We start from the raw sequence: 21,254 nt of genomic DNA, 5'->3' as shown, positions 1-21,254 counted from the left end.
ACTCTCTCTTGTTCCGCGCACACTCTCTCTTGTTCCGCGCACGCACTCTCTTGCTACGCGCCCCACGACTCTTGTTCCGCGCACGCACTCTCTTGTTCCACGCTACTCGACTCTTGTTCCTCGCACGCACTCTCTTGTTCCACGCTACTCGACTCTTATTCCGCGCTTCATCACTCTTCACCCGCACACCCCAGACTTAATCCATACAAAAAAACTGGTTGAGAGGTTCGCCTCTCAACCAGTTACATTAGCCAATAACACTCTGTAAGATTGCTTTTTGAACGTGCAAGCGATTTTCTGCTTGGTCGAAGACGATTGAATGCTCTCCTTCTAATACGTCTTCTGTTACTTCTTCGCCGCGGTGTGCAGGCAAACAGTGCATAAATTTCGCTTCAGGTTTTGCCGCCCCCATAAGCGATTCATTTACTTGATACGTTTTGAAGATTTCAATGCGACTTTGTTGTTCTTCTTCCGCACCCATACTCGTCCATACGTCCGTGTAGATCACGTCTGCATCTTGAACTGCTTCGTGAGGGTCTACGATGTGTTCAATGATGCTGCCTGTTTCTTTTGCGACAGCTTTTGCTTTCTCCCACACTGCTCCGTCTCCAGTATGACCAACTGGTGCTGCCATCGTAAAATGAATGCCTAACTTGGCGCAAATGATCATTAATGAAATCGCAACATTATTTCCGTCTCCAATATATACAACCTTCAGACCGCGCAAATCGGTGAATTGCTCTTTCAATGTCATCGCATCAGCAAGCGCTTGGCAAGGATGATCTTCATCTGTTAAAGCATTAATGACTGGAACTTCGCTCATTTCAGCGAGTTTCTTGACCATTTCATGATCATTCGCGCGAATCATGATCGCATCCACATACCTAGACATGACTCTCGCTGTGTCTTGAACCGGTTCTCCTCGACCGATTTGCATATCTTTACCGCTTAAAAATAATGAATGGCCACCGAGTTGTGTCATGCCGACTTCAAAAGAGACTCTCGTACGCGTCGATGCATTTTGAAAAATCATTCCGAGTGATTTCCCTTTTAGCGTTTCATGGGGAATCCCTTCTTGTAATTGCTCTTTTAAAACGAGTGACTGTTGGAGTAATCGTTCGATCTCAATACTCGTAAAATCAAGCCAAGTTAATACATCTTTACCGACATACCACCTGTTGTCAGTTGCTGTTGCATCGTCTCACGTCCTTTGTAAGTCTTTCTTTTGCCATTCATCAAGCGATTAAAGAATGTTGTTCTTTAAAATCAATTCCTTGAACGAGTGCATGTAATGTTTCGCTATGCGTCGTTAATTGGATTCGATTGCGCTTTGCTTTTTCGCGCTGGTCTTTATAATGTTTTGATCCAAGGTCTGGAATACTCACGTATAAACGTGCATCTTCTTTCGTTATCCACTCATTGAATTGTTCACTAGATCCTTGAACGATTGTGAACCCACTTTGCTCTAGCTTTTCTAGATCGGTACGAATAAGCGATTGTTGCGCTTCTCCAGCATCCACAAAGATCGAACCGCTTTTTTCTGTGTAGATTTTCGGTATTTGATCGTCTTTCCATGCAAAGGCTTGTTGGAATGCCTCTTCGACGGTTGACCCGAAGCTGAGCGTTTCACCTGTTGATTTCATTTCAGCACTTAAGAGCATATCAACATCTGGTAATTTTTCGGTTGAGAAAACCGGAGCTTTTACTGAGTAAAATGAAAGCTCTTCTAGAAGGCCAACAGAGGAACACACGCTTCAAATGGTTTTCCGAGCAACAATTGAACAGCACAATCAACCAGATCTATATTCGTAATCTTTGCAAAGATCGGGACTGTACGAGAAGCTCTCGGATTGATTTCAATTACGTACAACGTGTTATTTTCATATACAAATTGAATGTTGAATAAGCCGACAATTGATACATGCTTTGCGATCTTCGTCGTATATGAAACGATGGTTTCTTTCAATGAATCAGGAATGGAGTACGGGGGTGTCACGGCCATCGAGTCACCGGAGTGTACACCTGCTTTTTCAACGTGTTCAAAGATTCCTGGTATAAAACACTGCTCACCGTCTGTAACAACGTCTACTTCAAGCTCTTTCCCTGCAACATAACGATCTATTAAAATCGGGTATGCGACTTCATTTAGTGAGTCGTTCAAATACGCTTTTAATTCCGCCTCGCTCGTAAAAATCGCCATGCCTTCTCCACCAATTACGTACGATGGACGCAACAACACTGGATATCCAATCTCACTTGCTTTCATCTCAGTATCCGCTGCATTCATCCGGTTGTACCTGGAATGTGAGGGATGTCTAACGTTTGCATTAACTCATAGAATCTTCCTCTGTCTTCCAACTGATCGATTACATCAAATGTTGCCCCGTATAACGGAATTCCAGCTTTTTCGAGCGCTTCGGTTAACTTAACGCCTGTTTGTCCTCCAAGCTGCAATAGCACACCTTGAACATTTTCACGTTTTGCCACGTGAATGACGTCCTCTGCAGTGAGTGGTTCAAAATAGAGTTTGTCAGCAGTTTCATAGTCTGTACTCACCGTTTCTGGGTTGTTGTTAATCATAATCGTTTCATAACCCATGCGCTTTAACGAGTGGGCGGCACTCACAGAACAGTAATCAAATTCAATGCCTTGCCCGATGCGTATTGGACCTGAACCGACAATTAGCACAGAAGGTTTCTCTGTTAAGTGATGATCACCTTTTGTACCCCAAGTAGAGTAATAATAAGGCGTCTCTGCCATGAACTCTCCCGCACACGTATCCACTTGTTGATAGCTCGGGTACAGGTCATAGCGCTCTCGCAATTGTGTAATATCTTGTTCGGTTGTATTCATCGCTTTTGCAAGCGCATCATCCGTGAATCCACTTTTCTTTAATTCATATAATGTATCACGGTCTACGCCTTCAAACTCTAGGCTCTCCGCTAACTGCTCTAACTCAATTAAACGCTTGAAGTGTTGCAAATAGAAATGATCAATGCCTGTTTGATCGTGCAATGTATCAATGGTCACGTTTCTTCGGAGCAGTTCAAGTAACGTAAAGAAACGCTGATCATCCGCTTTTTCAATTCGTTGAATTAGTTCATCGGTTGCAATCGCTTCAATGCTTGCTACTTTTAAGCCATCAACTGGAATTTCTAATGAACGGACAGCCTTTTGAAGACCAGCTTGTAAGTTTCGTTCAATCGCCATGACTTCGCCAGTTGCTTTCATCTGCGTTCCAAGCTCTCGATTCCCATCTTTGAACTTATCAAACGGCCAACGAGGGAACTTCACGATCACGTAATCAAGTGCAGGTTCAAAGCTAGCATACGTATGTGCAGTAACTGGGTTTTTCAACTCATGAAGGTGATAACCGACACCAAGCTTCGCTGCAATTCTTGCAATTGGGTACCCTGTTGCTTTTGAAGCAAGCGCTGAAGAGCGACTTACGCGAGGATTCACTTCAATGAGATAATATTGGTTACTTGACGGATCAAGCGCAAACTGAATGTTACATCCACCGACGATGCCAAGTGCTCGAATGACTTTGATTGAAGCAGAACGAAGCATTTGATAGTCATGGTCACTTAACGTTTGCGACGGCGCAACGACGATGCTATCTCCTGTATGAACACCTACAGGGTCGATGTTTTCCATGTTGCAAATCGTAATGCACGTATCGTTATCATCGCGCATCACTTCGTACTCAATTTCTTTAAACCCTGCAATGCTCTGTTCAATTAAACATTGAGTAATCGGACTTGCCGCTAGTCCTCCAGCAACAATCTCCTTTAGTTGCTCTTTTGAGTATGCATGACCGCCTCCTGCTCCTCCTAACGTATAGGCAGGGCGAACGATAATCGGAAACCCGACAACATTTGCAAATTGTACGGCTTCATCTACAGTCGATACAATTTCACTTTCAGGGACGGGTTCGTTAATGTCATGCATTAACGCTCGAAACAATTCGCGGTCTTCTCCTTGTTGAATTGATTGCATGGATGTTCCTAACAACTGAACGTTGTATTGTTCAAAAATACCTTCATTGTAAGCTGCAAGAGCCAAGTTGAGGCCCGTTTGACCGCCAACACTTGCGAGAAGTCCATCAGGGCGCTCTTTTTTTATAATTTTGGTTAATACTTCTACAGTTAATGGCTCGAAATAGACACGATCTGCACATTGTTCGTCAGTCATGACAGTGGCAGGGTTGTTGTTTAAAAGAACAACTTCACACCCTTCTTCTTTCAAAGCCAAACATGCCTGAGTACCTGCGTAGTCGAACTCTGCTGCTTGCCCGATTACAATGGGGCCTGATCCTAATACGAGGATTTTTCTAAGATGTTGTTGTTTAGGCATGGATGGTCACTTCTTTCTTTTTCTCAATGGATGCAAAAAACTGATGGAAAAGTGGGTGGCTGTCTTTCGGTCCAGGGCTTGCTTCTGGATGATATTGAACGGTAAAAAGCGGAAGCTCTTCATGCTTTAACCCTTCAATTGACCCATCGTTAATGTTGACGTGTGTCACTTGCATTTCACTGTGACCAATCGTCTCATCATCAACGACAAAACCGTGATTTTGAGCCGTCATATCAACTTTTTGTGTAGCAATTTCTAAGACAGGTTGATTCGCTCCTCGATGACCGAACTTTAACTTCTTCGTATCCGCTCCGAATGCTAGTGCTAAAAGTTGATGACCGAGACAAATAGCAAACGTCGGATAAGCACTCGCTACTTTTCGATAAATGTGCAATTCATGCTCAAGTTGTTTCGGGTTACCTGGACCATTTGAGAACAATACACCATCGACATCCAAATGTTGAATCGTTTCATACGGTGTACAAAAAGGAACGACGCTTACTTTGGCACCTAATTGAGTAAGCTCTTGAATCATCGCTCTTTTATGACCGAAATCGTACAATGCGATATGTGTATCTCCCGCTCCATACGTCTCGATTTGTTTTGTTGATACTTCCTTTACGAACGGGTATTCATCGACAGGTTGGTAATTCGACCAATCAACACCATCTAAATCTGTCGTAATAACAGCGCCCATCGCGCCTTGCTCTCTTAAACATTTCACGAGCGCTCTCGTATCGACATCAACAATGATTGGAACATTCATGTTATTCGCTTCATTCATGACACTTTTCTTTGATAAATAGTGGTATCCTTCTTCCGAACATTCGCCAATGACTAGCGCATTCGCTTGCCACTCTTCGCTTTGAGATGTGTAATCTTGAATGCCGTAATTCCCGATGAGCGGGTACGTGAAAATGACAATTTGACCCCGGTAAGATGGATCGGTCGCCACTTCTTGATAGCCAGTCATCCCCGTGAAGAAAACTGCTTCACCGTATGTACCTGACTCGTTACCACCGATGATCTTACCTGTGAACACTTCACCATTCTCTAAAACAATATACCTTTCATCGTCTTCATCTCCTTTATGCTGACAACTCTTGAATCGTCTTTATAACCGTTTGTATTCCTTCTTCAAGCATTGTTGAATCGATGGTGAGAGGTGGCAACAACCGTACTACGTACTCACCCGCTTGCAATGCAAGAATGTTTTTCTTTTGTAGTTCTAAAACGACATCACTGGATTTTATGTCAAGTTCAATCCCAATCATAAGTCCTTTACCGCGGATCTCTTTCACTGCATCGTTCTGTCCAAGCCCTTTTTTTAGGAGCGATAACGTGAGATCACCTTTTTCTTTTACGGATTCAAAGAGATGATCATTCATCTCATTTAAAGTCGCATTCACCGCTGACATTGCCAATGGGTTCCCACCGAATGTACTGCCATGGCTTCCGTAACTAAATGAATCTGCAAGTTCTTTCTTACCGATCATTGCACCGACTGGAAATCCGTTCGCAACACCTTTTGCAGTCGTCACAATATCAGGCGACAATGGAATTTGTTGATACGCAAATGCAGCACCTACACGCCCGTTTCCTGTTTGTATTTCATCGATGATTAGAAGAGCTCCTACATCTTTTGCCATCCGCTCGATCGCTCGTAAGTATTCAGTGGTCCCTTCATGAACACCACCTTCACCTTGCACAATTTCAATCATAATTGCCGCTGTATCTTCAGTAATCTTCGCTTTCATGGCTTCTACATCGTTAAAAGGTACGTAAGAAAAACCAGGCAAATTTGGTCCGAAACCAAGCCGAACTTTCTCCTGGCCTGTCGCTGCCATGCCACCATACGTTCGACCATGAAACGATTGTTCACACGTTATAATTTCGTGTTTCCCTGTTGCTTTTCGAGCAAGTTTGATCGCTGCTTCATTTGCTTCAGCACCACTATTTGCGAAAAACACATAATCTAAGCCTGATAAGGAAGCTAGTTTGTCTGCTGCTTGTTGTTGGAGCTCATAATGAAAAAGATTCGAACCATGCATCCCTTTTTGTAACTGTTCTTGAATCGCATTAGTAACACCTTGATGGTTGTGGCCAAGATTTACGGTTCCAATTCCACTCATTAAATCGAGGTACGGCTGACCATTTGCGATAATCGTACTGTCAAAAGCTTTCTCAAAGGTTAAATCCCATCTTTTATACGTATTAAAAAGGTGATTTTGCATCCCAATACTCTCCTATTTATGAACCGTGAAGTTGAACTTGTTTCGTAATCGATGTTCCTAATCCTCGACTATATGCTCCGACGATTCGTACTGTCTGAATGCGCCCTGATAACGAATGTAGTGCTGCTTTTACTTTTGGAATCATCCACCGTAAATCGTTCCGTCTTCCATGAGCGTATTAACCTCATCATCGGTAAGATGGTCAATTAATTGATCGTCTTTCATAATTCCAGGTACGTCCGTAACGAAGACGATTTCTTCAGCCTTCAATGCAGAAGCATAATGAGAAGCCGCCGTATCTGCATTCATGTTCAGCCGCATTCCATCTGGACCTGCGACGATTGGTGATATGACCGGAACATATCCAGCTTCTGCTAACTGTTCAATCAGCGAAGAGTCCACATGTTCAGCAACTCCTACGAGACCGAATTTTGTTTCGTCTAGTAGCTTCGCTTGAATGAGGGGGCCGTCGTATCCAGAGAGCCCTACACTTTTCATGCCAGCTTTTTGAACACCACGACAAATCGCTGGGTTCACTTTACCGTTAAACACTAAGTCAGCAACTGCCATCACTTCAGGCGTCGTTTTGCGAAGTCCATCGACAAACGTTGACGTGACGTCCATCGTTTCTAGCATGTCATTCACATCGCTTCCACCGCCGTGTACGATGACAAGCTTCTTGCCTCGGTCTTGCAACTCTTTAATTGCTAGAAAAAATGGAGCTGACAATTTATTTACGACAGAGCCACCACATTTGATGACAACATAATCACTACTCATGTTCGATACCCCGCATTAATGCGAACGTAGTCGTACGTTAAATCGCATCCCCAAGCTTTACCGACACCTTCACCTACATGTAAATGAACATGAATCGTGATTTCTTCACCTTTTAAGTAGGCGAGCACTTCTTCTTCACTAAACATGACAGGTTCACTGTTTAACAATGTGTCGAATGATCCAATAGCAATATCAATCGTTTCTGGATTAATCGTTACGCCAGCATAACCGATGGCACATATAATTCGTCCCCAATTGGCATCTGTTCCATAAATTGCTGTTTTTACGAGATCGCTACCGACGATTTGTTTTGCAATTTTACCCGCATCCGCATCTGTTGGAGCACCACTAACTTGAACTTCAATTAGCTTCGTTGCTCCCTCTCCATCTCGGGCAATTTGTTTGGATAATGATTCACTAACCGCATGCATTGCACTAACAAATTGCAGCCACTCTGGGTGTGCTTCACTTAACTCCGCATGGTCAACTTCTGCACTTGCAAGCGCAAGCACCATGTCATTCGTTGACGTATCGCCATCAACAGTGATGCGATTGTACGTCTGATCTGTCACGTTCGACAATACATGTTGTAACGCCTCATGGCTGATGTTCGCGTCAGTAGTCATAAACCCTAGCATTGTCGCCATATTCGGGTGGATCATTCCTGAGCCTTTAGCGACACCCGCTACTGTAACGACTTCCCCGTCAATCATCGTTTGTACGCACGCCGACTTCGTGAACGTGTCGGTCGTAAGAATTGCTTGTGCAAATTGCTCAGCACCTTGATCCGTTGGGACTGGTTCAAGTTTTTCGATGCCTGGAATGATTTTTTCCATCTTCATTCGCTCACCGATTAAGCCCGTTGAAGCGACTGCGATATCTTCTGGTTGAATGACGAATGTTTTTGCGACTTTTTCCTGCACTTCATACGCATCAATTAACCCTTGTTTTCCTGTGCATGCATTTGCATGACCACTATTTACAACGACAGCTTGGATCTTCCCATTCGTTTGAATCGCTTCTTTTGTAACAGCGATCGGCGCTGCTTGAATTTGATTCAATGTATAGACTGCTGCTGCTGCAACAGGTTGATCACAATAAATGACACCCAGGTCGTTACGCTTTCTTTTCACTTTCGTATGAATGCCGTCACTTTTAAATCCTTTTGGCGTCATAATCGTTCCGTTCACTGCTTCAATGGCTTGCATTGCAACTGTTTGTGCGTTTGCCACGTCCTTCACTCCTTATCCTTAAGGATATACAGGCATTGCCCACAACCCTTCAGTTTCTTCGAAACCTTGCATTAAGTTCATGTTTTGGATCGCTTGCCCTGCTGCACCTTTCACGAGGTTGTCAATCACTGATATAACGGTAATTCTTCCAGTTCTTTCGTCTAGATGATATGAAATGTTCGTGAAATTACTACCGTATACTTCTTTTGTAGCTGGATATCTTGATGAATTCACGCGAACAAATGGTGTTTTCTCATAGGCATCTCGATAGATCTGTTCAACTTTTGTTTTCGTTAATGAGTCGTTAACTTTTGCATACATCGTCGCCATAATCCCTCTAGACATCGGGACTAAGTGTGGAGTAAACGTAATTGGTTCTTTAAAACCGACCCACCGCTCGAGTTGTTGTTCAATTTCAGGTGTATGTTTATGTTGATTTACTTTATAAACTTTGAATGAGTCATTCATTTCCGCAAAGTGAGTCATTTCACTCGGGTTTTTGCCAGCCCCAGTCGTACCTGATTTGGCATCAATAATTAATGTCGAAGTGTCAATTACATTGTTATGCGCAAGTGGCGCAAGCCCTAAAAGCACCGCTGTAGGATAGCAACCTGGGTTTGCAATCAATTTCGCCTTCGCGATATCTTCGCGATTCCATTCACTAAGACCGTATACTGCTTTTTCTACGAGGGAAGATTTCGCCGCTGGTCGCCCGTACCAATCTTCATAGATTGAACCGTCGAGCAAACGGAAATCTCCTGACAAATCAATCACTTTCGCTTGACCATCTATTAAGTATTCCATCAGTCTGCCGCAACCCCTGGAGGTGCCGATACAAAAATCACATCGTATTCATCAGCTAATTGATGTGCATCTACACTTTTCAAAACCCCTTGATAAATGTCTTGGACATGGGGGTAAATATCATCATAATTCGTGCCTGCTTGTGATGAGGAAAACACGGAAAGTTCAGATACGTGCCGGTGCTGTCTGAGTAAACGTATCAACTCTATGCCTCCATAACCTGTAGCTCCGACGATCGCAACCTTCATAATTCCTCACTCCTATTTATATTTATGCATCTATTGATTTGATTATAAACGTGAGTAAACATAAATTCAAGTGTATTTTTATAATAATTAACGAAAAAAAACACACAGCATAATCACTGTGTGTTTACGATTCATTTTCGGTTGTTAGTCCCTTTAAGTCTTCAACGATCGGGCTTACGTCGTTTTCAAGTCCATCATAAAAACGGATAACTTGATTGTCAGGATCTAAGATAAAAAAGTAAGTCGTATGCATAATATCATCTTCCGCTGGCTGAACAATCGTATTAAACGATTCTGTGGCAATCTCCTGAATGACCTCTAAGTCATAACCCGTAAGAAAATGCCAACTCTCAAAATCAGCAGCGTACGCTTCACCGTAACTGACTAACCGTTCTGGTGTATCAAATTCAGGGTCGACAGAAAACGTATACAAAGAAGCATCAATTCCTTCGTTTTCTAATCCAGACTGTACCTGAGCCATGTTCGGTGTCAACATCATACAAACGGATGGACATCGAGTAAATGCCATATTTACTACCGAATACTCGCCATCCATATCTTGCTCTGTAATCGTCTCTTCGTGTTGATTTGTTGCCTCAAACGGTATCATAAACAAATCTAAATCTGAGGTATCCGTTCCGTTATTCGCTGATGCGCCTGATTCATACAACCAACCGCAACCAGTTAAGAAGATTGCTCCTATCATAAATAGCAGCATTGGTTTCTTAAAGATGACAATCCCTCCTAGCGGTTTGTCTTGATGTGAGAAGGAATATCACTAATCGTCAGTTCACCTTCTTGGTGGCTTTCTTTTTGTAGCCATTGTTTAAATACAAACCCAATCGTAGTACCGTAAACGAGCTCTTGACCGACTTTCATTGCTACACCACCGAGTTGTTGATCACTGTATGCATCTAATCCACCTAAAAATCCGAACCCACCAAACATCGATGCAGGTACAGCTGCACCTCCTGGAATACAAAATGCCATCACTTGTGACCAATAGTTAAGGTCTGTGTACGTATCATATAACGCAGTACCTGAGAAGATAATAAGCGCACACGCTGGTGTAATCAAAATACCATTACCAAATATATAAATAATTCTTCTAAAGTCATGTAAGTATTGTTTACTAGGCAACGGAGCAAGCATATGCCACCACATCATAAACGACGCAACTAACATGATGATTTCATAAATGCTATGAACCCAGGTCTAAGCATCAAAAAGTCAAATACGACAGGAATATGATAAATAGAAAATAACGCATTAAAAAAGATTAAGCCGATAATCGGATGGAACATAAGATCCCTGATGGGCTTGACTTTCTTTCCAAGCCATTCATAAACATTGGAGAGCAACCATTTAGGCAATGCCAAAATGAATAATGGAACGGCGAAGAAATAAGCAAAAACCATCTGAATCATATGGATGGAAACAAGCATGTGCCCGATACTATATAATGGGCTTCCCCATCCTAAATACAAACTGAGAAGACCACCTAAAAACATAATGTCTTGCTTAGGTGTTTGCTTCGCTTCTGTCGTAAATCGTGATCGAAAACGACGTGTAATTAAAAAATATGCCACTGCAACGAGTGTTAATATTACAATCAATTCTGGCGTCCAAAGTGCCCGAAATGATAATACTTCAAACAATTCTTCCATATTGACCCTCCAAATGATCAACCGAGCTATACTCATCTTACCACATGTGATCTCTTCAGTTTTGAACAAGTTGTTACATTTTTGTGCAGGAGAAGGACATTCCGAATCTCCTCAAGCTATGCTATCATAGATAAGTATTCCCTTGTGGAAAAGGGTCATTCATTAATAAAGATAAGGGGTGCGAAATGAAGATCTACGCACTAACTGAACAACATGATCAGCAAATAGTACAAAAAGCGACAGAGCTACTCATGGGTCAAATGGAATCAATTGGCGGAGAACACGCTTATGATAACATCTTAACGACGTTGCATGAAGTCAAAGATCCTGGTTCGAACGCAGAGCTCTTCATTGCAGAAGATCAAGGAATCATGGTTGGCGCTGCATTTCTTAATACGATGTATAGCATAAGAAAAGGCGGACGCTATGTTTGGCTTAATGACTTATACGTTCGTGAAGACCAAAGAAACAAAGGCATCGCCAAAAAAATGCTTCTTGCCATTATCCATTGGGCAGAACAACATGATTACAAAGGGATTGAGCTTGAAACTGGAATTAATAACATCGCTACGAAACGACTTTACAATTCATTAGGTTTTTATGATGTCGTCTCGAAGCGGTATGGTTTCCAATTTTAAAAACACGTCAAGAAAGTTCTTGACGTGTGAACGTGAACGTTTGTGGCTGCTGTAACGTCTTCTTATCATTAATTGTATGAACAGCAAGCCGAACGCTTCCTTTATACGTATGCCCTTCTTCGAAATACGAGGAGGGCATCTTTTCTTGAAACACCACTTCTTCATTTGCTTGTAACATGACATGTTCAACGACTTGCAAATACATCCACTCTGATTCAGAGCGATATACCCGCTTTTGATTGTCATCGTATACCGCAATTGAAATGCGCTGACTCGTGTTAAACAGTAGTTCAGCGACTTCCCCACTCTCGTTTGTCACACTAACCAAATTGTAACGCCTTTCTTCTCATTAACGGCATTCACTTTCAACGCTAACATCATGACCACCTCAACTAATCATCTTTTCTAAATGAACCGACAATCTCTGTAGTTGGTACAATATTCGTAAACGCTTTAGGGTCCGTTTCTTCTGTAATCTGTCGTAACTTGAATAGTTCATAGCGTGTAATAACGATCATGAGCACTTCTTTTTCTTCTGAGTCAAATCCACCTTTAGCCGGCATTCGTGTTATACCTCTTGTAACATTCTCATGGATCTTCTCTCGAAGTTCATCTGCTTTCTTCGTAATGATAAACGCTGTACATTTGACGTGACGTGTATGAATCATGTCCATAATTCTTGACGTAGCGTAAATCGACACGAGTGTAAATAGCGCTTGTTCCCAATTAAATACAAAGCCTGCGGTAATGACGATCAGCGCATTTAACATAAAGAAATACACGCCAATTGGACGGTCACTCATTCGTGCTAAGACGAGCGCTATAATGTCTAGCCCTCCAGCTGAAGTACCATAACGAAGCGGTAGTGACGTACCAATAGCGGCAATGATTCCACCAAAAACAGCGTTCAGCATAATGTCTTCCGTTAACGCTTGTACAGGAATCACTTCTAAAAAAAATGACGTCAACGCGACGTGCAAGAAACTATAAAATGTAAACAATCGGCCGACTTTTAACCAACCCAAAATGGCAACAGGAATGTTTAAGAGAAATAAAACAATCCCTGTTGAAATTGGAAATAGGGCGCTTATAAACTGTGAAACCCCTGTTAAGCCGCTAGCAAACACATCTGCTGGGATTAAGAAAAAGTTCAAACCAAATGCTACAGCGATCGCGCCAAATATAATGATTGCAATGCGTTTCATTTCAGTACTAATTGTCGTATGGTTTGTTATCACTGATTGACACCTCGAACATTATGTAATCTTGGGTGTAAAAATCATGTAAACAGCAGTATAACCGATATTAGCAAAAAGAAGCAAGGAAACGGTTCATTTCCTTGCTTCTAATGCGGCTTCTGTTCAGAAGATGTTTCGTATTCAGGATCATTTTCGTGTGCTTTATTATAATAATCGACTGAGAACGTTGACCCTTCAGCGACCATTTCATTATCGTTAATGTCTAGTGGATCTGGGTTGCCAATTCGTTGCTCTAATGGAATGTCAGATCCTTTGTCAGAGGCAGATCCAACGAGCTTATGATACCTTGATTTGGCACCATCCATGAGTTGTCGTCCTTTATCAGGATTCTTTACCAGATAAGTTGCTCCTGCTGCGACAGTTGCTACAATTGCTGATGTCCATACGTACTTTGATTTACCCATTATGTCTCATCCTCCTACAAAGATTAAACTTTTGTTTCTTATTATAACGTTTCCCCTTCTTTAAAAGATTAAACTACAAAATCAGAAAAAGCTCCGAATCTGGAGCTCCTAAACAAAGATTAACGCTTTATATAACGGAATACTTGGAAGACAACTAACAAAACAACAATTCCTAGTAAACCATGAATCCATACACCACCAACTTCAAACCCAAATCCGAGAAGCCATAACAAAATAATCATTGCTACCCATGTCCAGATCACCCTGACGCCCCTCACCTTCGTACCACATGTGTATGAACAAAAAGGGACGTTCATGAATTAAAGCGTTTCGTAGATTTTTTTTAGCTTATTCGCTACAACCGAATAACTATGAAACTGCTCCACATAGTTTCGGGATTGTTGCCCGATTTGAGCCCACTCCGATTGACGTCGCAACAAATCTATAAGCACATCGTAGATCGTGTCGATCGTTGCTTGAACGATTGGTAACTGATTTGGGTAAGACTTTCGGTATTGTTCGTGAATGAAGCAAATCACAGGTTTTCCAGAAGCCATCGCTTCCATCGTTAAATTCGCATACGTACCGATCTTCAGTTGATCAATCACAATCGTTGCTTCAGCTAATTCTCTTACTACTTCTTCACGTGTCTTATGCTCAAGTCGTTGATAATTAAGTTCATATCCCTCGTCTCGTAAGCGTCGAATCGTAGCTTCGATTTCAGCGGTACCTTTAATTTCATGATGGCTCGGTGCATGAACAATCATAGGTACGTCGTTTTCATTAGGGAAGGAATGACTAATCTTGTGATGATTCAACGCATGAGGAACAACCTCTACTCGTTCATAGTAATCTGCAACATACTGTACGAGTTCAAGATCGTTTACGATCGCAACTTTTACATATTTGGACAATGTTTGAAGACGCTTTTTCATTCGTTGCTCTGACCATTCTTTTTTCACAACCACATCAGGGTTATTCAGACGAGCAATCGAGAGCCTTCTCACTTCGGAACCACGATGGTGAACCACAACTTTTTTTCCTTTTTCGTTTAATTCTTTTACATCTAGAAACATCGGATGGAACGTCTCACCGAAATGAAAATGAAAGACATCATACGTTGTCTTTGCATACTCAAAAAATTGCTTTAACTTCTCTTCTTTTTTGACTTTCGATAGACGATCTAAATTTAATTTGTAATCAGCTAGGTCGTTGTACGTATTCGTAGAATAGAAGCTGCACGATTCCGCATGGACGCCAATTACTCGCAACGCTTCAGATAATGATGCGATACCTGCTCCATACGGTAAGTGTAAGACCTTCAAAGCGCCCTCCTATTACAGCAATTTATAAATGTCGATCATCTGTTTTGCAATACGCTCAACATGATGATATTGCTCAACGTAAGCACGACTTTCTTTACCAATTTTATTCCAATCATTGTTCTTAGTCAGAAAGTTTCGCAACACTGAAGTCAATGTATCAGGATTAGCGTTGATAATCGGCAATTTCCCGGGAAATTTAGAGACTAAGTCTTCTCGGATGTAACAAATGACCGGCTTACCTAAAGCCATTGATTCCATCGTTAAATTTGCATAGCTCCCAATTCGTAGTTGATCAATAACGACCGTTGCTTTTTGGTAAGCTTTCATTGCTTCTTCGTGGGAAAGGTTCTCAATCTTTCTAAACTCAAAGTCTAATCCTTCTTGTTTTAATTGCTCTACCGCTTCTAAAACGAATGGTGTGCCTTTAATTTCGTGGTGCGAAGGTGCATGAACGACAACCGGTTTATCCGTTTCTTTCGGATAAACCGGTGTATACGTTGACACGTCGATAGCGCGCAAAACGACGTGCACATGTTTGTAATAAGGCTCAACGTAAGGGAGCATTTCATAATCCGGTACGATTGCGTGGTCAATCGACGCAGACAATCGGCGAACATACTTATGAACCGTTTCTTCAGGCCATTTCGATTTTATTGAAGCGAAACGGTTATTCTTCTGAGCCAAAGATAAGAGACGTACTTCTGAACCACGGTGGTGAGCAATCATTTTCTTACCTTTGCTTTTTAGAATTGCAATGTCTGATTTTGAATTGAACGTCTTACCAAAATGAAAATGAAACACGTCAAACTCATTCATCGCTTCTTGAAAGATTTGCTCAATCTTGGCTTTCTTTTCTTCTGGTGGAAACTGGTCGACATTTAGATTCCGGTCTGCACGATAACCGTAAAGATCTTTCGAACTAAAACTAGCCGATGTTGCATCTACACCGAGAGCACGCATCTGTTTTGCAAGCATGCTAATATCTGAACCACTAGGCATATGCAAAACCTTCATGAAAACCGTCCTCCTATAGCTTGTTGTAAATGGTAATCAGCTTATTGGCAACACTGTCAAAGCTATGGTAATGCTCAGCATAACTACGCCCAGCTCTTCCAATTGCTTGATATTGGTCACTATTTTTAAGGAAAGAACGAAGCACGGTTTCAAAGTTTTTCGGATCAGCTGACACGATTGGCATATCTTTAGGATACTTCTTAACAAGATCGTCTCGAATGTAACAAATGACAGGTTTTCCGAGCGCCATCGCTTCCATACTTAAATGACCGTACGCCCCTAACTGCAATTGATCGACAATTACCGTAGCTTTTTTGTAAATGTCTAATGCTTCTTCATGTGACTTTCCTTCTACAAGCTCGTAATCAAACGCAACCCCTTCATCTTTTAGCTTTTCTAGCACTGGAAGCACATATTGTGTTCCTTTCGTATCTCGCCGTGAAGGTGCGTGTACGACAAGTGGACGCTCATGATTCTTCGGATAGGCCGGCGTATATTTACTTAGATCCATCGTGTGAGGAACAACATGAATGGATTTGTAATAAGGCTCAACGTAATAATAAAGCTCATAATCATTAACAATTGCTTGATCAAAATAGTGCGATAGAAACTCTAAATTGCTTTTGACCTTTTCTTCAGGCCAAGACTTTTTCACGCGTACATATGGGTTGTTATAGCTTTGTGCTTTCTTTAACATCCGCACTTCAGAACCTCTGTGGTGCACAATCATTTTTTTATTCGCTTTTTTGATTGTGTCTAGATCACGACGGTCTGGAAAGAAACTCTCACCAAAATGGAAATGGAACACATCGAATTCTTTGAGTGCTTTTTGCAAGTAAGCTTCACGCTTTTCCTCTTCTTCTTCAGGTTTATATTGATCAAAATGGATCCGCTCATCAGCCATGTACGCATAATGATGCGTTCTAAGACTCCAAGACTGTGCGTCAATTCCTTTTGTACGCAAAGCCTTTGCCATCGTACTCATGCCTATGCCATAAGGAAGGTGCAAGACTCTCATAAAAACCTCCTCGAACGAAGATTCATTACTTATTGTCTTTCATCCATTTAATCGTTTCATCAACACCATCTTCAAAACCCCAAGAAAAGTCCATGCCTAAGTTTTTGATTTTGCTGTTGTCGATCTCAAAATAACGAATGTCACCAGGCTTCCAACCAGAATATTCAACCGTAAGATCTGTTCTTTTGAATCGCTCTAAGACGAGGTCTGCTAATTGTTGAATCGTAATCTTCAAGCCTGAAGCACAATTGTAGACTTCTCCATTCGTCTCTTTTTTCGTAGCAAGAAGAATATTCGCTTTTACGACATCTTTAACGAATGTAAACGAACGTAGCTGTTTTCCATCCCCGAAAATGACTGGCGGTTGGTCAGCCAATACCCTTCGTATGAATATTGAGACAACTCCTCCGTCATCATTATCCTCTTGCCTTGGTCCATATACGTGAAAATACCGCAAGACTGAAATGTCCATATCGTATAAATTTTTGAATACAGAACAGTATTTCTCCGCTGCGAGTTTGCTTGTTCCATAAAACGAAACAGGATTGGTCGGATGCGCTTCATCTTCTGGAAAATAAACGGGCTCACCATAGACGGAGCCCGTTGACGCATGAACGACCTTTTTTACCGCATGAATGCGTGATGCTTCTAATACGTTAAAGGTTCCTTCGGCATTTATTTTTAAATCAAGACGAGGGTTTTTCATACAGACGGTATTTTTGGATACCGCCTGGTGAAAACAACGTCCACATCTTTAAAGAACCGAGACATATGATCAAAATCCGTCACATCTGACTTTACGACTGTTAATAACGGATGCGTATCAAATGTAGACAGGTTCTTCTTTTTTCCTGCACTAAAATTGTCCAAGCAAATCACTTCAACGTCTAAATTCAACAACTCTTCTACGAGGTGACTTCCAACAAACCCTCCTCCTCCAGTAACAAGTGCACGTTTATACGGAAACGCTTGAATTGACAATCAGAAACACTCCCTGCTTTGAGTTTTTCTAAACAATTGAAATGAATCATTACCGATTCATAATCAAGCACACTACATGCACTATATGAGGAGGAATTAAAGATTATTCTTCATTTAAGCTATATAGAGATTAGATAAAGGCGATTAAATCATCAACGGTAACGTTCGCATCTTCTGCAAACACTTCATAATAATTACCTTCATCTTCAAACGTTAATACGAACGTCTCACCAGGCAACTCATAAACGTCAACCGTCGTAAATAGTTCTAGTTGATCGATCAGCTCATTGTTTTCAACGACCGTATCATTTTGCGTTTCGCCAATCGTCATGACGACATAGGGCGATTGATCTTTAAAGTATTCAAGCATTACTTCTTCTTCGCTTAACACATAGATTTCCCATAGCTCATAATCGTCAGTAAGCAGTCTCACATCAGATGAAAATAGTTGTTGTGCTTCTTCAGGTGTTAGCACATTTTGTTCGTGATCTAAATGCAACACTTCTGCACTCGTTGGAACTTCAAAATCAAATACCCCATCAAAGTCAGGGTTCGTCTCGAACTTAATAATCTCTGTGCGCAATGGTCCGCGTTCCCACATTAGAATCATCCACGTTGATTGATCGACGACAAGTTTGACTTGTTCATCTGCTCCTTCTAATAATAGGTGATAGGCATCACGACCATTCCACTCGTCCTCATCAACGAGCTTAAAATCTAAGTCATACAGATCGTCAAGCTGATAAAAATCATTCAAATAATGAACTTCATCGACAATTTCCCCGTGATTGTTCGATATGAGCGCAATGTTTTCATCTTCTAGATACGTTAAGCTCTGCTCAGGATTCTCGATCGTAACCGTCTGTCCTAAAGATTCTACAATGTTTATGCGGTAATAATCTTGATTTCGCCATTCAAACAAATTAATTGCTTCTTCACCTTCGTAAATAATTTTTGATTCAATATAAAATTGATCCGGTTGTTGGTGAGTTTCTGCTGCATTTGCAACAATTTCTTGAGGCGAAAATTGCGTCTGACAACCGAACAACATGCACACACTTCCAAGCAATAAACTACTCATCAACGTTTTTTTCATCGTAATCCTTCCTTTTTACAAACGTACTCATTAAGATTGTTCCTTTGTTAGGTACTGGAATAAATTGAATGTCTCCACCGTGATTTTCGGTAATCATCTTTGCAACACTCAACCCTAACCCTGAATGTTGTCCTGCTTTTTTCGTTCGACTTTCTTCACTTTGATAAAAAGCCTCGAAGATCTTCTTGCTTTCTTGTTCAGAAATTGTTGCTCCGTCATTTTGAACGATTAACACCCCGTGCGTGGAGAAATTCACGTCAATCGGTTTGTACAACCACGATGGCAATTGTTGATCATAAATACCGATGTATAGTTTGCCTGTAGAGGGGGTGTAACGAATTGCATTCGATACTAAATTATCGACTAGACGCATCATATGGTTCACTTGTACATCAAAACTATCAAAGGTTTTCACTTCTTTTTGAAGATTAATTCCATGTTGACTCGCAAGCTCATCATAACCGTCTACGAGCATTTCAAAAAATTCTTGCCCGTTAACAGTTACTTTCTGTTCAACAGACTGCTGGTTTTTTAGTAGTGTAAATGTATGTATGTCTTCAATTAATCGTTGCATCTGTATCGACTTATTTCGAATAATTGTTAAGTAGTGATCGGTTTCCGACTTCGTAAGCGCTCTTTGTTGCATCGATTCTGTATACGCCATCACAGAAGTAAGCGGTGTTTTTAAATCGTGTGACAGCGCTGCCGTCATCATTTCCTTTTCCTTTTGCTCTCGAAGGATCTCTTCACGCGCGTGTATGACCTCTTGTTTCATATAATTAAAATGCTTAATTAAGTCACCGATCTCATCGTTTTTGGGATGTGCTAACGTCGTCATCTTCTTAGGGTGTAAGACAAATTGGTTCATGTCATTTTTTAAATACTTGATCGGTTTGTTAATTCTACGATTGATTTGAATCCATACGAGTAATCCCGTTAAGAAAAACACAGCTGTACTTAATACAAGTATTGATGTAGAACGTGATTGAACGTATTCAACGCGGTCGTCTCTTTGCATACTTACTTCATAAAACCCGACAATCTCTTCATTCACAAATACCGGCTCTTTAATTGTGAAATAACGGTACGTCATATTCCCTTCAAATAAACCATCATATAGATCTCTTAATTCTGCTTGCCTCGTCCCGATCGTATCTGACGTTGTTTCATAGACAACATAACCATCATTTCGATAAAGCGTAATTTGTGCGACGTGTTCTATAGTTTCTTGAAGGGATTCATGAATGGTCGGATGGAAAGTGTAGAGATCAGGGTTTTGAAGAGGTTCTTTAATTTCTCGATACGTGGAAATAAAGTCTAAATACTCGTCCAAGCTTTGTTGTTCATTCCAATTCGTTAAAAGCGAATACAATGAATAGACGGCAAGCGAAGGGATGACCATAACAAAAATCAAAGACAAGAAAAGCCAAGTTCTAATTTTCATACTTGACTTCTCCGATGAAGCGATAACCGCTTCCCCATACGGTTTCGATGTATTTAGGGTTCTTTTTGTCTTCGTTTAACTTGTCTCTTAATCCTTTCATATGTACAGTTACCGTCTGTTCGTCATCACAGTCTTCATGCCACACAAGCCGGTAAATTTCTTTTTTGGCAAACATTTTGTTAGGATTTTTCACGAACAACAATAATATTTCAAATTCTTTTGGCGTTAACGACACTTCTTCATTTTGGAAGAAAAGTTGATTCGCTTGATGGTCCACGACATAATCAGTACCAAATAGCATGCGTTTCTGTTTATACTTTTCTCTATATCGCGAATGTTTGCGAATTTGCGCTTGTACTCGCGCAGTTAACTCATGCAATGAAAAAGGCTTAGTCATGTAATCATCTGCCCCAATATTAAGCCCGCGAACTTTATCATCATTACTCATCTTGGCGCTTAAAATGAGCAACGGGACTTGGCTCTTTAATCGGATTCGTTGGCACAACTCAAATCCACTTAATTCAGGAAGCATTATATCAACGATCACTAAGTCAAATAGCCCGCGTTCAAAATCTTGAAACCCTTCAATACCTGTTGTTGCAACCGTTACATGGAAGCCTTTTGATTGCAAATGATCGCGAATAATGCTAGCAATTTCATAGTCATCTTCAACTACGAGAATGGTTGGTTTCATAAGACGATCGCTCCATTTTTCTTAACTAGTTCCATTATACGACATTTTTTGTCACACATC

General features: G+C 41.2%; 22 protein-coding genes and 3 pseudogenes. 1 reads left to right on the top strand and 24 read right to left on the bottom strand.

Features of this window, described 5'->3' with window-relative positions; all coding sequences use genetic code 11:
* Window positions 1-247: 247 nt before the first annotated feature.
* The 12 genes and pseudogenes from argF to ctaG all read right to left on the bottom strand — a co-directional run.
* A pseudogene (gene argF / locus JCM19038_RS15080) lies at window positions 248-1,153 on the bottom strand (ornithine carbamoyltransferase); the annotation flags it as partial.
* Between the two features lie 82 nt (window positions 1,154-1,235).
* On the bottom strand, window positions 1,236-1,661 hold the full coding sequence (locus JCM19038_RS23855; RefSeq protein WP_238554446.1) for a hypothetical protein: 426 nt from the start codon (window positions 1,659-1,661) through the stop codon (window positions 1,236-1,238).
* 65 nt (window positions 1,662-1,726) lie between these two features.
* The gene (locus tag JCM19038_RS23850) at window positions 1,727-2,287 is read right to left on the bottom strand and encodes an ATP-grasp domain-containing protein (RefSeq protein ID WP_238554445.1); all 561 of its coding nucleotides are present in this window, start codon (window positions 2,285-2,287) and stop codon (window positions 1,727-1,729) included.
* Window positions 2,284-4,356 carry a carbamoyl-phosphate synthase (glutamine-hydrolyzing) large subunit gene (gene carB / locus JCM19038_RS15075; RefSeq protein WP_238554444.1) on the bottom strand — a complete coding sequence of 691 codons (2,073 nt, stop codon included), beginning with the start codon at window positions 4,354-4,356 and terminating at the stop codon, window positions 2,284-2,286. Before carB ends, JCM19038_RS23850 begins: the two co-directional genes overlap by 4 nt.
* The gene (locus tag JCM19038_RS15070) at window positions 4,349-5,419 is read right to left on the bottom strand and encodes a carbamoyl phosphate synthase small subunit (RefSeq protein ID WP_052361758.1); all 1,071 of its coding nucleotides are present in this window, start codon (window positions 5,417-5,419) and stop codon (window positions 4,349-4,351) included. Before JCM19038_RS15070 ends, carB begins: the two co-directional genes overlap by 8 nt.
* Before the next feature lie 25 nt (window positions 5,420-5,444).
* On the bottom strand, window positions 5,445-6,590 hold the full coding sequence (locus JCM19038_RS15065; RefSeq protein WP_042419569.1) for an acetylornithine transaminase: 1,146 nt from the start codon (window positions 6,588-6,590) through the stop codon (window positions 5,445-5,447).
* A gap of 16 nt (window positions 6,591-6,606) precedes the next feature.
* Complete coding sequence (locus JCM19038_RS24565) at window positions 6,607-6,735, bottom strand: hypothetical protein (protein ID WP_255343387.1); 129 nt, start codon at window positions 6,733-6,735, stop codon at window positions 6,607-6,609.
* A complete protein-coding gene (gene argB / locus JCM19038_RS15060; protein WP_052361756.1) occupies window positions 6,732-7,370 on the bottom strand; it encodes an acetylglutamate kinase in 639 nt (212 codons plus the stop codon). Before argB ends, JCM19038_RS24565 begins: the two co-directional genes overlap by 4 nt.
* Window positions 7,367-8,578, bottom strand: coding sequence for a bifunctional ornithine acetyltransferase/N-acetylglutamate synthase (argJ, locus tag JCM19038_RS15055; RefSeq protein ID WP_042419615.1), 1,212 nt, complete (start codon window positions 8,576-8,578; stop codon window positions 7,367-7,369). The genes argB and argJ overlap by 4 nt, the downstream gene beginning before the upstream one ends.
* A 42-nt stretch (window positions 8,579-8,620) precedes the next feature.
* Window positions 8,621-9,654: pseudogene (gene argC, locus JCM19038_RS15050) on the bottom strand (N-acetyl-gamma-glutamyl-phosphate reductase).
* A gap of 124 nt (window positions 9,655-9,778) precedes the next feature.
* Entirely contained in the window at window positions 9,779-10,360 is a 582-nt protein-coding gene (locus JCM19038_RS15045) for an SCO family protein (RefSeq protein WP_042419612.1), read from the bottom strand.
* A gap of 38 nt (window positions 10,361-10,398) precedes the next feature.
* Window positions 10,399-11,321 (bottom strand): annotated as a pseudogene (ctaG, locus tag JCM19038_RS15040) (cytochrome c oxidase assembly factor CtaG).
* Between the two features lie 185 nt (window positions 11,322-11,506).
* On the opposite strand from ctaG, the gene JCM19038_RS15035 reads away from it, so the two are divergent.
* Window positions 11,507-11,959, top strand: coding sequence for a GNAT family N-acetyltransferase (locus JCM19038_RS15035; RefSeq protein WP_042419566.1), 453 nt, complete (start codon window positions 11,507-11,509; stop codon window positions 11,957-11,959).
* Window positions 11,960-11,966: 7 nt separating this feature from the next.
* Here the strand turns inward: JCM19038_RS15035 and JCM19038_RS15030 are convergent, their stop codons facing one another.
* The 12 genes from JCM19038_RS15030 to JCM19038_RS14985 all read right to left on the bottom strand — a co-directional run bounded on the left by JCM19038_RS15030 (window position 11,967) and on the right by JCM19038_RS14985 (window position 21,194).
* On the bottom strand, window positions 11,967-12,278 hold the full coding sequence (locus JCM19038_RS15030; RefSeq protein WP_238554448.1) for a BsuPI-related putative proteinase inhibitor: 312 nt from the start codon (window positions 12,276-12,278) through the stop codon (window positions 11,967-11,969).
* A gap of 73 nt (window positions 12,279-12,351) precedes the next feature.
* Entirely contained in the window at window positions 12,352-13,197 is an 846-nt protein-coding gene (locus JCM19038_RS15025; protein WP_373903125.1) for a YitT family protein, read from the bottom strand.
* A 107-nt stretch (window positions 13,198-13,304) separates the two neighbouring features.
* A complete protein-coding gene (locus JCM19038_RS15020) occupies window positions 13,305-13,622 on the bottom strand; it encodes a hypothetical protein (protein WP_042419560.1) in 318 nt (105 codons plus the stop codon).
* A gap of 119 nt (window positions 13,623-13,741) precedes the next feature.
* The gene (locus JCM19038_RS22940; protein WP_193745145.1) at window positions 13,742-13,885 is read right to left on the bottom strand and encodes a DUF5670 family protein; all 144 of its coding nucleotides are present in this window, start codon (window positions 13,883-13,885) and stop codon (window positions 13,742-13,744) included.
* Between the two features lie 57 nt (window positions 13,886-13,942).
* Complete coding sequence (locus JCM19038_RS15015; protein ID WP_042419557.1) at window positions 13,943-14,947, bottom strand: glycosyltransferase family 1 protein; 1,005 nt, start codon at window positions 14,945-14,947, stop codon at window positions 13,943-13,945.
* Between the two features lie 12 nt (window positions 14,948-14,959).
* Window positions 14,960-15,961, bottom strand: a complete 1,002-nt coding sequence (locus JCM19038_RS15010) for a glycosyltransferase family 4 protein (RefSeq protein WP_042419555.1) — start codon at window positions 15,959-15,961, stop codon at window positions 14,960-14,962.
* 13 nt (window positions 15,962-15,974) lie between these two features.
* Entirely contained in the window at window positions 15,975-16,979 is a 1,005-nt protein-coding gene (locus JCM19038_RS15005) for a glycosyltransferase (protein WP_042419552.1), read from the bottom strand.
* 25 nt (window positions 16,980-17,004) lie between these two features.
* Complete coding sequence (locus JCM19038_RS15000; RefSeq protein WP_052361752.1) at window positions 17,005-17,685, bottom strand: NAD-dependent epimerase/dehydratase family protein; 681 nt, start codon at window positions 17,683-17,685, stop codon at window positions 17,005-17,007.
* Window positions 17,682-17,960, bottom strand: coding sequence for an NAD-dependent epimerase/dehydratase family protein (locus JCM19038_RS24560; protein WP_052361750.1), 279 nt, complete (start codon window positions 17,958-17,960; stop codon window positions 17,682-17,684). The genes JCM19038_RS15000 and JCM19038_RS24560 overlap by 4 nt, the downstream gene beginning before the upstream one ends.
* 130 nt (window positions 17,961-18,090) lie before the next feature.
* Window positions 18,091-19,056, bottom strand: a complete 966-nt coding sequence (locus JCM19038_RS14995) for a hypothetical protein (protein ID WP_042419549.1) — start codon at window positions 19,054-19,056, stop codon at window positions 18,091-18,093.
* Window positions 19,034-20,500: a cell wall metabolism sensor histidine kinase WalK gene (locus JCM19038_RS14990; RefSeq protein ID WP_042419547.1), complete on the bottom strand. Its 1,467-nt coding sequence runs from the start codon at window positions 20,498-20,500 to the stop codon at window positions 19,034-19,036. Before JCM19038_RS14990 ends, JCM19038_RS14995 begins: the two co-directional genes overlap by 23 nt.
* A complete protein-coding gene (locus JCM19038_RS14985; RefSeq protein WP_042419545.1) occupies window positions 20,490-21,194 on the bottom strand; it encodes a response regulator transcription factor in 705 nt (234 codons plus the stop codon). Before JCM19038_RS14985 ends, JCM19038_RS14990 begins: the two co-directional genes overlap by 11 nt.
* Between the last annotated feature and the right edge of the window lie 60 nt (window positions 21,195-21,254).

The organism is Geomicrobium sp. JCM 19038 (genome assembly GCF_000698125.1).
Lineage (GTDB): Bacteria > Bacillota > Bacilli > Bacillales > Marinococcaceae > Geomicrobium_A.
Note: the sequence above shows the minus strand (reverse complement) of the source record. Positions and strands in the feature narration are given on the sequence as shown.

What these genes read in the sequence shown, in the direction of transcription:
- JCM19038_RS23855 (WP_238554446.1), bottom strand. Translation starts at nt 1,661, where the DNA reads ATGCTCTTAAGTGCTGAAATGAAATCAACAGGTGAAACGCTCAGCTTC.
- JCM19038_RS23850 (WP_238554445.1), bottom strand. Translation starts at nt 2,287, where the DNA reads ATGAATGCAGCGGATACTGAGATGAAAGCAAGTGAGATTGGATATCCA.
- carB (WP_238554444.1), bottom strand. Translation starts at nt 4,356, where the DNA reads ATGCCTAAACAACAACATCTTAGAAAAATCCTCGTATTAGGATCAGGC.
- JCM19038_RS15065 (WP_042419569.1), bottom strand. Translation starts at nt 6,590, where the DNA reads ATGCAAAATCACCTTTTTAATACGTATAAAAGATGGGATTTAACCTTT.
- JCM19038_RS24565 (WP_255343387.1), bottom strand. Translation starts at nt 6,735, where the DNA reads ATGATTCCAAAAGTAAAAGCAGCACTACATTCGTTATCAGGGCGCATT.
- argB (WP_052361756.1), bottom strand. Translation starts at nt 7,370, where the DNA reads ATGAGTAGTGATTATGTTGTCATCAAATGTGGTGGCTCTGTCGTAAAT.
- argJ (WP_042419615.1), bottom strand. Translation starts at nt 8,578, where the DNA reads ATGCAAGCCATTGAAGCAGTGAACGGAACGATTATGACGCCAAAAGGA.
- JCM19038_RS15045 (WP_042419612.1), bottom strand. Translation starts at nt 10,360, where the DNA reads ATGATAGGAGCAATCTTCTTAACTGGTTGCGGTTGGTTGTATGAATCA.
- JCM19038_RS15035 (WP_042419566.1), top strand. Translation starts at nt 11,507, where the DNA reads ATGAAGATCTACGCACTAACTGAACAACATGATCAGCAAATAGTACAA.
- JCM19038_RS15020 (WP_042419560.1), bottom strand. Translation starts at nt 13,622, where the DNA reads ATGGGTAAATCAAAGTACGTATGGACATCAGCAATTGTAGCAACTGTC.
- JCM19038_RS15010 (WP_042419555.1), bottom strand. Translation starts at nt 15,961, where the DNA reads ATGAAGGTTTTGCATATGCCTAGTGGTTCAGATATTAGCATGCTTGCA.
- JCM19038_RS15005 (WP_042419552.1), bottom strand. Translation starts at nt 16,979, where the DNA reads ATGAGAGTCTTGCACCTTCCTTATGGCATAGGCATGAGTACGATGGCA.
- JCM19038_RS15000 (WP_052361752.1), bottom strand. Translation starts at nt 17,685, where the DNA reads ATGAAAAACCCTCGTCTTGATTTAAAAATAAATGCCGAAGGAACCTTT.
- JCM19038_RS14995 (WP_042419549.1), bottom strand. Translation starts at nt 19,056, where the DNA reads ATGAAAAAAACGTTGATGAGTAGTTTATTGCTTGGAAGTGTGTGCATG.
- JCM19038_RS14990 (WP_042419547.1), bottom strand. Translation starts at nt 20,500, where the DNA reads ATGAAAATTAGAACTTGGCTTTTCTTGTCTTTGATTTTTGTTATGGTC.
- JCM19038_RS14985 (WP_042419545.1), bottom strand. Translation starts at nt 21,194, where the DNA reads ATGAAACCAACCATTCTCGTAGTTGAAGATGACTATGAAATTGCTAGC.